The organism is Rhodococcus koreensis (assembly GCF_017068375.1).
Lineage (GTDB): Bacteria > Actinomycetota > Actinomycetes > Mycobacteriales > Mycobacteriaceae > Rhodococcus_F > Rhodococcus_F koreensis.
Map to the genome: position 1 here is coordinate 7,368,709 of NZ_CP070609.1, position 16,439 is coordinate 7,385,147.

The window sequence follows — 16,439 nt, forward strand, 5'->3', positions numbered from 1 at the left end:
CGGTCCCCGTGCGGGTCGCCTGCTTCGAGGTGAACCCCACCGACCACATCCTGATGATGGTCGTGCACCACATCTCGGCCGATGGTGCGTCGCTGGCGCCGCTGTTCACGGACGTGATGACCGCCTACGCGGCGCGTGCCGCCGGCAGTGCCCCCGGCTGGGAACCGCTGCCCGTCCAGTACGCCGATTACGCTCTGTGGCAGCGTGAGTCGCTCGGCGACGAGTCGGACCCCGACTCGCTGGCCGCCCGCCAGCTCGGTTACTGGCAGCAGGCGCTCGGCGGGCTCCCCGAAGTGCTCGAATTGCCGACCGACCGGCCCCGGCCGCCCGTGCAGTCGCTGCGCGGCGCGTCGGCGCGGTTCACGATCGACGCGCAGACCCACCGCGGGCTGCTCGCGATCGCCCAGGATACGAACACGACCCTGTTCATGGTCGTGCACGCCGCGCTCGCGGTGCTGCTCGAGCGGCTGTCTTCGCAGACGGACGTCGCGATCGGCACGCCGGTCGCCGGCCGCGGCGAGCAGGAACTCGACAGGCTCGTCGGCATGTTCGTCAACACCCTCGTGCTCCGCGCGTCGGTGCGCCCCGACGACACCTTCGCCGACCTGCTGGCACAGGTGCGCGCCACCGATCTGAATGCGTTCAGCCACAGCGACGTTCCGTTCGAGCGCCTCGTCGAGGTCCTCGACGTCCCGCGGTCGACGGCGCACCAGCCGCTGTTCCAGGTGGCGTTGTCGTTCGACAACAACGAGTCGGTCCGGATGGAGTTCCCGGGCCTCGGGATCTCCGCGCTCGACGCCCCGCTCGAGGTCGCCAAGTTCGACCTCCAGCTCAGCGTCGGGGAGCGCTACGCCGACGGGGCCGCCGCGGGGATCGCCGCGACGTTCAACTATTCGACCGACATCTTCGACGAGCAAACCGTCCTGAGCTTCGCGGACCGGTTCGTCCGGATCCTCGGCGCCGTGTCGTCCGACCGCGACGTGGTCCTCGGCGACATCGAGATCCTCGACGCCGCGGAGAAGGCCGCGATCGCCCCGGTCCGCGGGCCGCAGTCGGTCGAGCCGAGCACGCTGCCGGACCTGCTGCGTTCGGGCGTCGAGATCTCGCCGGAGTCGGTCGCGGTGTCCTTCGAGGGTCGTGAGCTCACGTACCGCGAACTCGACGAGCAGTCGAACCGGCTGGCGCGCGTCCTGATCGATCGGGGTGTGGGGCCGGAGGACTATGTCGCGCTGGCGATCACGCGCTCCGTCGAATCCATCCTCGGGATCTGGTCGATCGCGAAGGCCGGCGGCGCCTACCTGCCCGTCGACCCGAAGCTTCCGTTCGAGCGGATCGGCGAGATGCTGTCCGATTCGGGAGCGGTCCTCGGACTGACGGTCGCCCGCCATCACACCGACCTGCCCGGCACGGTGCCGTGGATCGTCCTCGACGAGACGGCAGCCGCCGAGGAGATCACTGCCCGCAGTGCGGCCGCGGTGGAGTACGCCGATCTGCGCCGCGCGCTGACGGTCGATCATCCCGCGTACCTCATCTACACCTCGGGTTCGACGGGCAAGCCGAAGGGCGTGGTGGTCACCCACCGCGGTCTGGCCAACCTCACCCGCGAGGTGCGCGAGCACTACGTCGTGTCGCCGGAGTCCCGGTTCCTGCACGTGGCGTCGCCGAGCTTCGACACGTCGGTCGGGGAGATGCTCGCCGCGTTCAGTGCGGGCGCCACCCTGGTGATCTCGCCCGCGGACGTCTACGGCGGCGACGAACTCGCCGACCTGATCCGCCGCGAACAGGTCACCAACGTGGTCATGACGCCGACTGCGCTGATGACGGTCGATCCCGACGGCCTCGACTCCGTCACGTCCGTCGTGGTCGGCGGCGACACCTGCACGCCGGAACTCGTGGCGCGGTGGGCTCCCGGCCGCGAGATGCGCAATGCGTACGGTCCCACCGAGACCACGGTCATCGTCACCATCACCGAACCGATGGTGGCCGGTGAACGCGTCACGATCGGTTCGCCGCTGCGTGGCGTCGAATCGCTCATCCTCGATTCGCGGTTGCGTCCGGTGCCGGAGGGCGTGCCCGGGGAGCTGTACATCTGCGGTCCGTCGGTAACCCGCGGCTACCACAACCGTCCGTCTGTCACGGCGGAACGGTTCGTGGCCAACCCGTTCGGCGAGCCCGGCGCCCGCATGTACCGCACCGGCGACGTCGTGCGCTGGGCGGACGGACATCGGGTGGAGTACGTCGGCCGGTCCGACTTCCAGGTGAAGGTCCGTGGGTTCCGCGTCGAACTCGGTGAGATCGACGCCGCCCTGACCGCGCAGCCGGACATCGAGTTCGCGGTGACCGTGGGTCGCGAGAACCCCGCCGGACTGATGACCCTCGTGTCGTACGTCCTGCCCGCCGACGGCGCGACGGTCGATCCGGAATCGCTGAAGACGGTTGTCGGCGACACACTTCCGCCGTACATGGTGCCGTCCGTCGTGATCCTCCTCGACGAGATCCCGCTGACCGGCATCGGCAAGCTGGACCGGGCGCGGCTGCCCGAACCCGAGTTCGTGTCCGCGGGTGCGGAGTTCCGTGCCCCGACGACACCCGCCGAAGAGACGATCGCGGGCATCTTCGCGGACGTGCTCGGACTCGAGCAGGTCAGCGTCGACGACAGCTTCTTCGATCTCGGCGGAAACTCGCTGAGCGCCACCCGGGTCGTGTCGCGGGCCGGACAGGTCTTCGGCCTCCGCATCGGCGTGCGGGAACTGTTCGAGGCCCCGACGGTCGCGGGCCTGGCCGCCCGCATCGCCACCCCGGACGAGAACGTCCGGCCACGGCCCGTCCTCGCACCACGGGAGAGGTCTGCCTTCGTCCCGTTGTCGCTGGCGCAGTCCCGGATGTGGTTCATCAACCGCTTCGACCCGGACTCGCCCGCCTACAACATCCCGCTCGCAGTCCGGTTGACCGGCGCGCTGGATGTCGACGCACTGCAGTCCGCGGTGTTCGACGTGCTGGGGCGGCACGAGTCGCTGCGCACGATCTACCCGGATTCGGCCGACGGCCCGCACCAGGTGATCCTCCCGGCCGCGCAGGTGCCGATCGACGTCGCACCCGTTCCGGTCACCGAGACCGAACTGCGTGAGCAGCTGGTGGAGATGGTGTCCACCGGATTCGACGTCACCGCCGATGTGCCGCCGATCCGGGTGCGACTGTTCGAAGCCGGTCCGCAGGACTACGTGCTGGCACTCGTCGTGCACCACGTGTCGACCGACGGCGAATCGACCGCCCCCTTCGTGCGTGACGTCATGGTGGCGTACGCATCCCGGGCGGCGGGCCACGAACCCGGCTTCGCGCCGCTTCCGGTGCAGTACGCGGACTACGCGATCTGGCAGCGGGAACTCCTCGGCAGCGAGGACGACCCGGACAGCCTGATCGCCGCCCAGCTGGGCTTCTGGACGAAGACCCTCGCGGGCCTGCCCGACCTCCTCGAGCTGCCCGTGGACCGGCCGCGTCCGCCCGTGCAGTCGCTGCGCGGGTCGCGGATCGATTTCACCGTCGACGCCGAGGTGCACCGCGGACTGGCCGCACTGGCCCGCAGGCACAACGCCAGCGTCTTCATGGCCGTGCACGCCGCGTTCGCGGTGCTGCTCAGCCGGCTGTCCGGCACCGAGGACATCGCGGTCGGCACCCCGATCGCAGGCCGCGGCGAGCGCGAACTCGACGACGTCGTCGGCATGTTCGTCAACACCCTCGCGCTGCGGGTGCAGGTCGACGGGCGGCAGACGTTCGACGAGATCCTCGATCGCGCCCGGGAGGCCGACCTCGAGGCGTTCTCGCACGCGGACGTCCCGTTCGAGCGCCTCGTCGAGGTCCTGAACCCGGCACGCTCGATGGCCCACCACCCGATCTTCCAGGTGGGCTACTCGTTCCAGAACACGACGAAGGCCGAGCTGGAACTGCCCGACCTCACCGTCGCGCCGCTCGACGTCGAGGGCGACACCGCGCAGTTCGATCTGCATCTGATCCTGGGGGACAGCCCCGAGGGTGAGCAGATGTCGGGTGTGTTCACGTTCGCCACCGACCTGTTCGACGCCGCCACCGTCCAGCGCTTCGCGGAAATGTTCCGCCGTGTGCTGGCCGCCGCGGTGGATTCGCCGCGGACAGCGGTCGGCGACCTGCCGCTCACCGGCAGCGACGAGCGCGCACTCGTGGTGTCCGGATGGAACGACACCGCGCAGGCACTGCCGGAGACGACGCTGGCGGACATGTTCGCGGCCGCCGCCGCGGAGAACCCGGGCGTCACCGCTCTCGTGTTCGACGGCGAATCTCTCACGTACGCCGAGTTCTCGGCGCGGGTGAACCGGTTGGCCCGGCATCTCGTGGGCCGCGGTGTCGGCCCCGAAACCGTGGTGGGCCTGGCCATTCCGCGTTCGGTGGAACTGCTGGTCGGCATGTACGCGATCGCCGCGGCAGGCGGCGCGTACCTGCCGATCGACCCGGACCATCCGGCCGAGCGCACCGCGTACGTGCTGGAGAGCGCGCAACCCGTCTGCGTCCTGGCGACCCGCGACGTCGTCGGGGGACTGCCCGGTGGTGTCGACTACCTCCTCCTCGACGAACTGGATCTCGGCGATATCGACCCGGCTCCGCTGACCGACTCGGAGCGGACCGCACCGCTGCGGCCGGAGAACGCCGCGTACGTGATCTACACGTCCGGCTCGACCGGACGGCCGAAGGGCGTGGCGATCGCGCACGGTGCGATCGCGAACCAGTTGCGGTGGAAGCAGTCGGAATACCCTCTCACCGCCGAGGATTCGGTGCTGCTCAAGACGGCGGCCACGTTCGACCTGTCGGTGTGGGAGTTCTGGTGGGCGCTGACCGCGGGCGCACGGCTCGTCGTCGCCGCACCGGACGGCCACCGCGACCCGTCCTACCTGGCCGCACTCGTCGCCGAGCAGCAGGTGTCGACGGTGCACTTCGTGCCTTCGCTGCTGTCCGCGTTCGTCGCGGTGGCGGAACCCGCGCAGCTGGCGTCGCTGCGCCGGGTGCTGTGCATCGGTGAGGCCCTGCCTGCCGACACGGTGCTCCGGTTCCGGGACGTCTGCGACGCGGACATCTTCAACCTGTACGGCCCCACCGAGGCCGCCGTCAGCGTCACCCACTACCGGTGCGGCGACGAGCGCGACGGTTCGGTCCCGATCGGCAGGCCCGAATGGAACACGCAGACCTACGTTCTCGATTCGCGTCTGCACCCCGTTCCCGCCGGCGTCACCGGTGAGCTCTATCTCGCGGGCGAGCAGTTGGCGCGCGGGTACTTCGGCCGCCACGACCTCACCGCGGAACGATTCGTCGCCGGCCCGTTCGGCGAGGCCGGAGCGCGGATGTACCGCACCGGCGACCTCGTGCGGTGGAACCGCGACGGCAACCTCGACTACGTCGGCCGCAGCGACTTCCAGGTGAAGGTCCGCGGTTTCCGCATCGAACTCGGCGAGATCGAGCGTGCCCTCGTCGCGCACCCGGCGATCGCGCAGGCCGTCGTCGTGGTGCACAGCGACCGGCACACCGGCGACCGCCTCGTCGGTTACGTCGTGCCGGAGGCACGCGGTCACTCCGTGCCGGAGCCGGGCGGTTCCGTGGCCGACGCCGACGTCCTCGCGTTCGCGGGTAGGTCGGTACCCGGCTACATGGTGCCGTCCGCGCTGATCGCGCTCGACGAGTTGCCGCTGAACATCAACGGCAAGCTCGACCGCAAGGCCCTTCCCGAGCCCGAGTTCGGCGGCGCCGCGGACCATTACCGGGCTCCGCGCACCCCGGTCGAGGAAATCGTCGCGGGGGTCTTCGCGGACGTCCTCGGCCACGAGCGGGTCAGTGCCGACACGAGCTTCTTCGACCTCGGCGGCAACTCGCTGGTCGCGACCCGCGTGGTCGCCCGGCTCAACGCAGCCCTCGACACGTCGATCGGTGTGCGCGAGTTGTTCGAGGCGCCGACGGTGATCGCGCTGTCGGCTCGCGCCGAGCAGTCCGATTCGGCGGGTGCGAACCGGCCGGCTCTGGTGCCGCAGTCGCGTCCCGCCCGGATTCCGCTGTCCCCGGCGCAGTCCCGCATGTGGTTCATCAACCAGTTCGACACCGCGTCGGCGGCGTACAACATTCCGCTGGCGATCAGGCTGACCGGCCACCTCGACGTCGCCGCGCTCGAGCAGGCACTCGGCGACGTCGTCGAGCGGCACGAGACGCTGCGCACCACCTACCCCGACACCGGTGACGGACCGGGCCAGGTCGTGCTGTCGCGGGCCCGGAGTTTCACGGCCCTGGACGTCGAGGACGTCGCCGACGAGACTGTGCTGCGCGAACGCGTGATCTCTCTCGTCACCGCCGGATTCGACGTCGCGACGGCGGTTCCGGTCCGCGCCCGGCTCCTGCGGATCGACGCCGACCAGCATGTGCTGGTCATCGTCGTCCACCACATCTCGTCCGACGGCGCCTCGACGGCACCGCTGGCACGCGACGTGGTGATCGCCTACAGCGCCCGCGCCGCCGGTTCGGAACCCGCCTGGGCTCCGCTCGACGTCCAGTACGCGGACTTCTCGCTGTGGCAGCACGAGTTGCTCGGTGACGAGAACGCTCCGGATTCGCTGGCCACCCAGCAGATCGACTACTGGCGGACCACGCTGAGCGGTCTGCCGGACGTGCTGCCGTTGCCGACGGACCGGCCGCGGCCGCCCGCACAGTCGATGCGCGGCGCCAACTTCGACTTCGAGATCGACGCGGCACTGCGCGACCGGCTCGGGGCACTGGCCCGCGAACACAACGCGTCGCTGTTCATGGTCGCGCACGCGGCGCTGTCGGTGCTGCTCGCACGGCTCAGCGCCACGGACGACATCGCGGTGGGTACCGCGATCGAGGGCCGCGGCGAGGCCGCACTCGACGACCTGGTCGGCATGTTCGTCAACACGCTGGTGCTGCGCGCGCAGGTCGACGTCGACGCGACGTTCGCCGACCTCCTCGCGCAGGTGCGTCAGCACGACCTCGGCGCGTTCACGCACACCGACGTGCCGTTCGAGCGGCTGGTCGAGATCCTGCAGCCGGAACGCTCGACCGCATTCTCGCCGCTGTTCCAGGTCGCTCTCGCGTTCCAGAACATCGAGCAGGCGCACCTCGAACTGCCCGGCCTGACGGTCGAGGGACTCGACGGTGGGATCAACGCCGCCAAGTTTGATCTGCAGCTCACGCTCGCCGACGCGGCAGGCGCGGACGGGGACGCGCCGATGCGCGGCGTGTTCACCTACGCGACGGATCTGTTCGACGAGCGCACCATCGCGTCGTTCGCGTTCCGCTTCCAGCGCATCCTCGAGGCGATCACCGCCGACGCGTCCGTGCTGATCGGCGACATCGACGTCCTCAGCGAGAACGAGCACGCCGTGCTGGCTCCGGTGCGCGGCGCGGACACCGCCGCACCCGAGCTGCTGGCGGGCATCCTCGCCGCTGCCGCGGCGGTGAACCCGGACGCCGTCGCCGTCGTGTGCGGCGACGACCAGGTCACCTACCGCGAACTCGACGAGCGCTCGAACCGTCTCGCCCGCGTTCTCATCGGCAGGGGCATCGGCGCCGACGACTTCGTGGCGCTGGCACTGACACGCTCCGTCGAATCGATCCTCTCCATCTGGGCGGTCGCGAAGACCGGGGCGGCGTTCGTCCCGGTCGATCCGAGCTACCCGTTCGACCGGATCCTGCACATGGTCACGGACTCCCGCGTGGAGATCGGTCTCACCACCGGCGCCCACGTCGCCGAACTCCCGGACACCGTGCGCTGGCTCGTGCTCGGCGCGGACGAGATGGACGAACTGTGCGCGTCCGTGTCGGACGAGGCCGTCACCGACGCGGACCGCATCCGTCCGACCCGGGTCGACGACGCGGCGTACGTGATCTACACGTCGGGATCGACGGGTCTGCCCAAGGGCGTCGTCGTCACCCACACGGGCCTGGCGAACGTCACGACCGAGCAGGTCGAGCGGCTCCGGCTCACCCCGCAGTCGCGGGTGCTGCACTTCGCCTCGCCCAGCTTCGACGCCTCCGTCTTCGAGTTGCTGCACGCCGTGGCCGCCGCGTCGACGATGGTCATCGCGTCCGGTGTCGTGTACGGCGGAGACGAACTCGCCCGGTTGCTGAAGAAGCAGAAGGTCACGCACGCCTTCATCACACCCGCCGCGCTCACCACGGTGGACCCGGCCGGGTTGGAAGGCATCGAGGTGCTGTCGGTGGCCGGTGAGGCCTGCCCGCCGGAGCTCATGCAGAAGTGGGCACCGGGCAGGCGCATGTTCAACCTGTACGGCCCGTCCGAGGCGACGATCTGGAGTACGTCGAGCAACCCGATGACGGCGGATCGGCCCGTCACCATCGGCGGTCCCACCCGGGGCGTCGACGTGGTCGTTCTCGATTCCCGGCTCACGCCCGTCCCGGTGGGTGTCGCGGGTGAGCTGTACGTCGCGGGTCCGAGTGTGGCCCGCGGCTACCACAACCGGTTCGCCCTGACGGCAGAGCGATTCGTCGCCAACCCGTTCGGCGGTCCCGGTGAGCGGCTCTACCGCACCGGCGACGTCGTCCGCTGGGTGCACGACGACGAGACGGGCGACCTCGTCCTCGACTACGTCGGCCGTTCCGACTTCCAGGTGAAGGTCCGCGGATTCCGCATCGAACTCGGAGAGATCGACGCCGAACTCGGCAGGCACCCGAGTGTCGACTTCGCGGTCACGCTCGGCCACCACCGCGAGCAGACCGGGCAGACCGTGCTCGTGTCGTACGTCATGCCTGCATCGGGCGCGTCGATCGACGTCGCCGAGCTGTCGGCGTTCGTCTCCGAGACCCTGCCCGGGTACATGGTGCCGTCGTCGATCATGGCCATCGACTCGGTGCCGCTGACACCCGCGGGCAAGCTCGACCGCAAGGCGCTTCCCGAGCCGCAGTTCGTGTCGGTCGCCAGTGAATACACCGCGCCGTCGACGCCGATGGAGAAGGCCATCGCCGACGTCTTCGCGCAGGTCCTCGGTGTCGACCGGGTCAGCGTCGACGATTCGTTCTTCGCTCTCGGCGGCGACAGCATCGTGTCCATCCAGCTGACGACCCGGGCGAAGAACGCCGGGGTGCTGTTCACCGCGCGCGACGTCTTCGAACGCAAGACCGTGGCGGCGCTGGCCGAGGTGGCCGCCTGGGCCACCGAGGTCGACTCGGTGAAGCTCGAGGAATTGCCGGGCGGCGGCGTCGGACCGATGCCGCTCACCCCGATCGCGCACTGGCTCGTGGAGACTGCAGGAACCTTCGAGAAGTTCTCGCAGGCCGTCCTGCTGACCACCCCGCCCGCCGTCACGCGAGATCAGCTCGCGGACACGGTGGACGCGATCCTGGCGCGCCACGACATTCTCCGCTCCCGGCTCACGCGGGTCGGGGACGACTGGTCGTTCGAGTCGCTGTCCGTTCGACGCGCGTTCGACGCGGACGAGCTGATCGAGCAGATCGAGTTCACCGACAAGCCGGGCACCGACGAGTTCGAGCGGCTGGCCCGCGCGGCTCTCAGTCGTGCCGCAGACCGCCTCGATCCGGCGGCGGGCCGGATGACGCAGTTCGTGTGGTTCGCCCCGGCGGAGTCGTTGCCGGGTCAGAGCGGACGCCTGCTGGTGCTCGCGCACCACCTCGTCGTCGACGGGGTGTCCTGGCGAGTGCTGTTGCCGGACTTCGCGACCGCGGGTTCGCAGATCATGGCGGGAGCGCCCGCGCAGCTCGAACCGGTCGGATCCTCCGTCCGGGCGTGGGCGCACGGACTCGCCGAGGAAGCGAAGTCTCCGCACCGCGTGGCCGAACTCGACGTCTGGCGCGGCATGCTCGCGGGAACCGATCCGCTGATCGGACGGCGCGCGTTCGATCCGGAACGCGACGTGATCGCCCGGACCGACCGCCTGAGCATGACGTTCTCGACGCAGGTGACGCAGGCGCTGCTGACCACGATCCCGCAGTCCGTGAACGGCGGCGTCAACGACGGCCTGCTCGCGGCGCTCGCCCTCGCGGTGTCGCGCTGGCGTGAACTTCGCGGCGGCACCACGGATCGTTCGGTGCTGATCAACCTGGAGGGACACGGCCGCGAAGAGTCGACCGTTCCCGGTGCCGACCTCGCCCGCACGGTGGGCTGGTTCACCAGCCTGTACCCGGTGCGGCTGGACGTGTCGCGGGCCGATCTCGCCGACGCGTTCGACGGCGGCATCTCGGCGGGTTCTGCGTTGAAGGCCGTCAAGGAACAGTTGCTGGCCGTGCCCGACAAGGGCATCGGCTACGGCCTCCTGCGCTACCTCAACGACGAGACCGCTCCGGCGCTGGCGTCGCTGCCGACTCCGCAGATCGGGTTCAACTACCTCGGCCGGGCGGGTTCGGTGGATCTGCCCGCCGAGATCCGGGATCTCGGCTGGATTCCGGACAGCGACTCGGGTGAGTTCGGCGGCGCCATGGACGACGAGATGGTGGCGCCTGCGGTGCTCAGCATCAACGCCGTGACGTCGGAGACGGCGTCCGGCCCGCAGATCGAGGCCAAGATCGCTTTCGCCACCGAGATTCTCGACGAGGCGGACGTGTGGGAGTTCGCGGAGCTGTGGCACGCCGCGGCGACCGCGCTCGCCGAGCACGCGTCCGGGCCGGAGAGCGGCGGTCTCACGCCGTCCGACGTCCCGCTCGTGACCGTGACGCAGGACGACCTCGAGGCGCTCGAACGGCGCTACCCCGCCGCGACCGACGTGTGGCCGCTCGCTCCGCTGCAGTCCGGAATGTTCTTCCATTCCGTTCTCGCCGAGGACGCGGTGGACGTCTACACCGCTCAGGTGGTGCTCGACTTCCGCGGCGTCGTCGACACCGGCCGCCTCCGCGGCGCGGCGGAAGCGTTGATCGCCCGGCACGCGAACCTGCGCACCGCCTTCGTCCCCGACGATTCGGGGACCGCGGTCCAGGTGGTCGTCGACCACGTTGCACTGCCGTGGGAAGAACTCGACCTGTCGGCGCTGTCCGAGGCCGACCGCGAGGAGCGGATCGGTTCCGTTCTGAGCGAACACCGTTCGGCGCGGTTCGACATGGGCCGTCCGCCCCTGATGCGGTTCCTGCTGATCCGCACGGGGGAGAGCAGCTACCGGTTCTCCATCAGCAACCACCACATCCTGCTCGACGGATGGTCGATGCCGTTGCTGATGAAGGACCTGCTGGTGCTGTACGCGACCCGCGGAGACGGCTCGGTGCTGCCGCGAGTCCGCGGCTACCGTGACTTCCTCAGCTGGCTGTCCGAACGCGACGCCAACGCCTCGCGCAGCGCCTGGGCGCACGCACTGGCCGGGCTGGACGGGCCGACCGTCCTGGCCCCGGCGCCTGCCGGCGAGGACCGTCCCGAGCCCGCCGAGATCGCACTGCATCTCGGTGAGGTGGTGAGCGAGAACCTGGCGCGCATCGCGCGGGATCGCGGCCTGACGATGAACACGATCGTCCAGGCGGCGTGGGGTCTGCTGCTGGCCCGGATGACCGCGTCCGACGACGTCGTCTTCGGCGCCACCGTGTCGGGCCGCCCACCGGAGGTCGCGGGCATCGAGTCGATGGTGGGTCTGTTCATCAACACCATCCCGATCCGGGTGCGCGTCGATCCCCGCGAGTCGATCCTCGGACTGCTCGAGCGGCTGCAGGCGGAACAGTCCGCTCTGTTCGACCACCACCACATCGGTCTCCCCGAGATCCAGCAGATCGCCGGAATCGGCGGGCTGTTCGACACGTTGACGGTGTTCGAGTCGTACCCCGTGGACCGGGCCGGACTCACCGAGGACAGCGACATCGACGGCCTGCGGGTCGCCGGGGTGCAGATCAGCGACGCCTCGCACTACCCGCTGAGCCTGCTGGCGCAGTCGGACAGCGAACTGCAGTTGGTCCTGAAGTACCTTCCGGATGTGTTCGGCGCCGACACCGTCGAGCGCCTCGGTGCCCGGCTGAACCGGATCCTGCAGACCATCGCGGCCGGAAGTTCTACTCTGGTGGGCGATCTGGACCTGCTCACGCAGGACGAGCGCGACCTCGTCCTGTCCGGATGGAACGATTCCCGCCGCGATGTCGCGGAAGAATCCGTGGTGTCGATGTTCGGTGCCCAGGTTGCGCGCACACCCGATCGGACCGCCGTGGTGGCGGACCACGTGCGGCTCACCTACGCCGAGTTCGACGCGCGGGTCAACCGCCTGGCGCGGCACCTGATGGCGATCGGGGTGGGACCGGACACGGTGGTGGGCATCGCGATGCGGCGCTCGCTCGACATGCTGACCAGCCTCTACGCCGTCCACGCGGCGGGCGGCGCGTACGTGCCGATCGACCCCGAGCATCCCGCCGACCGGACGTCGTACGTGGTGGACAGCGCCACGCCGGCCTGCGTGCTGAGTTCGGCCGACGACATCGCGAACCTCGACGTGGAGGTCCCGGTGTACCTGGTCGAGGACTTCGACCTGTCCGGGTATGGCGACGGTCCGATCGAGGACACCGAACGGCTCGCCGACCTGCGCCCGGACAACCTGGCGTACGCGCTGTACACGTCGGGTTCGACGGGACGTCCGAAGGGTGTGGCGATTCCGCACTCGGCGCTGGCCAATCAGCTGGCGTGGATGCGCGATGTCTACGGCATCGACGCGCAGGACGTGGTGCTGCAGAAGACGCCGTTCACGTTCGACGCCTCCGTATGGGAGCTGTTCCTGCCGTTGGTGGTCGGCGGAACCCTCGTGATCGCGTCACCGGACGGTCATCGCGATCCCGAGTACATGGCCGCGACGGTCGACACGGAATCGGTGACGGTGATCCAGTTCGTCCCGTCCGTGCTCACCATGTTCCTCGACGCCGCGACCGCCGACGGGTGCGGTTCGCTGCGGCTCGTGTTCGCGGGTGGTGAGCCGCTGCCGCAGTCGGCCGCCGAGCGGGTTGCAGGACTCGGCTCCGCGGAGCTGGTGAACCTGTACGGCCCGACCGAGGTGACCATCAACTCGACGGCCCACGTGGTGGACCGGTCGGGGACGGCGACGATTGCACCGATCGGTTCGCCGGCCTGGAACACGCGGGCCTACGTGCTCGACGCCCACCTGAACCCGGCGCCGATCGGTGTACCCGGCGAGCTGTACCTCGACGGCGCGCAACTCGCGCGCGGCTACGTCAACAGCGCTGTGCTGAGTGCGGAACGGTTCGTCGCCGACCCGTTCGGTGATCCGGGTGTGCGGATGTACCGCACCGGTGACCTCGTCCGGTGGAACGAGAGCGGTGCCCTCGAGTTCGTGGGCCGCACCGACTTCCAGGTGAAGGTGCGCGGACTGCGCATCGAGCTCGGCGAGGTCGAGGAGGCCTTCGTCCGGCACGGCGACGTGGCGCAGGCAGCCGTGATCGTGCACACCAGTGAGGTGGGCGCGCGGCTCGTCGCCTATCTCGTGCCGAGGCCTGACGCGGCCATCGACCAGGCGGCGCTGAATGCGTTCGTCGCGGAATCGTTGCCCGAGTACATGATCCCGGATTCCGTGATGGTTCTCGCGGAGCTTCCGCTGGGCACCAGCGGCAAGCTCGACCGGCGCGCGCTGCCGGTGCCGGACTTCGCGTCGGCGGCCGAGTTCCGCGCGCCGCGCACCGACACCGAACGGGCACTCGCCACCGTGTTCGGGGAGCTGCTCGGCCGGGAGCGCGTCGGCATCGACGACTCGTTCTTCGAACTCGGCGGCGACAGCATCGTGTCCATCCAGTTGGTGGCGCGGGCGCGTTCGGCCGGTATCCACTTCACGGCGCGCGATGTGTTCGAGCGGCGCACCGTTGCCGAGCTGGCAGCAGTGGCCGATTCGGGCGAGTCCGCGGCAGCGGTACTGGCCGAGTACGAGGAGGGCGGCGTCGGAACGGTGCCGCTGACCCCGGTCGCCCGCAAGATGGTCGAGCGCGGCGGCGACTTCGACCGATTCGTCATGCCGTTGTTGCTGACACTGCCCGCCGGGATCGAACGCGAGCAGGTGATCGCGACGATCACCGCGGTGGTCGACCAGCACGACGTGCTGCGGTCGACACTGGTCACGGACGGTGCCGGGGACGCGCTCGAGATCGCACCTGCGGGCAGCGTCGATCTCGACGCCACCGTGCAGCGGGTGGAGATCGCGGCCGGCGCCGAGCCCGGTTCGCCGGAGTTCGACGCGGTGGCGGGCGGGGCATTCGATGCGGCGCTGGATCGTCTCGATCCGCGCACCGGGTCGATGCTCCAGTTCGTCTGGTTCGACCCCGCCGAGGCGGATCGGCGCGGACGGCTCCTCGTCGTGCCGCACCACCTCGTCATCGACTCCGTGTCGTGGCGGATCCTGGTGCCGGACTTCGCGACCGCAGGCGCCCAGATCGCCGCAGGCACGACGCCGTCGCTGGAGCCGGTCGGAACGTCGCTGCGGCGGTGGACCGACGGTCTGCTCGAGGCGGCGGCGACACCGGAGCGGGTGGCCGAACTCGCGGTGTGGGAACGGATGCTGACCGCTCCGGATCCGCTGCTCGGATCGCGTGAGCTGGACCTGCGCACCGATCTGGTCAGCACGCTGGAACGGACCCGGGTGGACGTGCCCGCACCGGTCACCGAGGCGTTGCTGGGCGGCACGCCGGGTGCGCTCGACGGTGAGATCGGCGACGTCCTCGCGGCGGCCCTCGCGTTGGCGGTGGCCGCGTGGCGGCGCGACCGCGGAGTCGAGGCCTCGTCGATGGTGGTCACGCTCGAGGGTCACGGACGTGAAGAGTCCGCGGTGCCGGGTGCGGATCTGTCGCGGACGGTCGGCTGGTTCACCACGATGTACCCGGCACGGCTCGATCTCGCCGGGGTCGACATCGCCGACGCCCTGCGGGGCGGTGCGGGCGCCGCGGACGCGGTGCGCGCGGTGCGGGATCAGCTGCGTGCGATCCCGGACCGAGGAATCGGATACGGACTGCTGCGGTACCTCAACCCCGACACGACGTCGGTGATGAGGAACTGGCCGGAACCGCAGATCGTGTTCAACTACATCGGACGCGTCAGCGCCGCCGAGGTTCCCGAGGCGGTCCGCGGACTCGACTGGCTGCCCGACTTCGAATCTCCCGTCACGGGTGGGTTCGAGAAGAGTGCGATGCCCGCCCAGGCCGTTCTCGACATCCAGTCGGTGATCTCGGAAACTGCTGAGGGCCTGCAGTTGTCGGCGTTCATGTCGTTCCCGCCCGGCATCCTCTCGGCGCCGGACGTGGACCGGTTCGGGCAGTTCTGGGTGGCGGCGCTCACCGCGCTCGTGGCTCAGGCCGAGGAGCGGTCCGGGAACTGATCTCCGAGCGCCCGTGGTGGGAAGGCTCCGCGCCTTCCCACCATGGGCATCGTCAGTTCAGGGGTCCGCCTCAGCGGCTCACCGCGGTTTCCCGCTCGACCCGCGACAGTTTCTCGGGGTTGCGCACGATGTAGAGCCCGGTGATCTTGCCGTCGTCCATCCGCACCGCCACGACGTCGTCGATCTCCCCGTCGAGCCGGACGATCAGCGCGGGGGAGCCGTTCATCTGCACGGGCTCGACCGATACCTCGCCGCCGATCCGGGGCAGGCCGGCCGCGAGCAGGCGGCCCACCTTGTCGGCCCCGACGATGGGCCGCAGCACGGCCTGCTTGACTCCGCCGCCGTCACCGAGGAGGACGACGTCCGGTGCGAGCTGGTCGAGCAGGCTCTGCAGGTCGCCCGTCTCGAGCGCCCGTTTGAACGCGTCGAGCGCATCCCGTGACTCGGCCGGGGAGACGACGCCCCGCGGCCGGCGCGCAGCGACGTGGGTCCGCGCCCGGTGCGCGATCTGACGGACGGCGTCCGTGCTCTTGTCGACGGCGGCCGCGATCTCCCCGTACTCCAGAGCGAACACCTCACGGAGCACGAACACCGCCCGCTCGGTCGGTGCGAGCGTCTCCAGCACCAGCATCATCGCCATCGACACGCTGTCGGCCAACTCGACGTCCTCGGCCACGTCGGGGGCGGTCAACAGCGGCTCCGGTAGCCAGGGGCCGACGTAGGACTCCCTGCGCCTGCCGACCGTGCGCAGCCGGACCAGCGCCTGGCGGGTGGTGATCCGCACCAGGTACGCCCGCTGATTCCGCACCGTGCCCAGATCGACGCCCGCCCACCGCAGCCACGTCTCCTGCAGGATGTCCTCCGCGTCGGCGGCCGAGCCGAGCATCTCGTAGGCGACGGTGAACAGCAGATTGCGGTGGGCGACGAACGCCTCGGTGGCGGGATCGGAACGGGCATCCGTGCTCCCGCCGCGATCGTCGGGCGTGGTCTGCGACGTGCCGGCCATGGCTGGCTCCTCTTCGTTCTCGACGGTGTCACACACCAGACACCGGGCCCCGCCGTTCTGTGACAACCGGACGGGAGCGGCTGTCACGGAAATCGGGCGGCTTCCCC

General features: G+C 70.0%; 2 protein-coding genes (1 of these 2 running past the window's edge). One reads left to right on the forward strand and one right to left on the reverse strand.

The genetic code is table 11. The features are described from left to right. Window positions 1-15,326, forward strand: partial view of a non-ribosomal peptide synthase/polyketide synthase gene (locus tag JWS14_RS33255; protein WP_420855149.1) — the 3' end only. The gene continues 18,421 nt to the left of window position 1, outside the view; only the last 15,326 of its 33,747 coding nucleotides appear in the window; its start codon lies off the left edge, out of view; its stop codon occupies window positions 15,324-15,326. 70 nt (window positions 15,327-15,396) lie between these two features. Here JWS14_RS33255 and JWS14_RS33260 read toward each other — a convergent pair whose 3' ends face one another. Continuing rightward, complete coding sequence (locus tag JWS14_RS33260) at window positions 15,397-16,332, reverse strand: RNA polymerase sigma-70 factor (protein WP_072945650.1); 936 nt, start codon at window positions 16,330-16,332, stop codon at window positions 15,397-15,399. Window positions 16,333-16,439 lie beyond the last annotated feature (107 nt).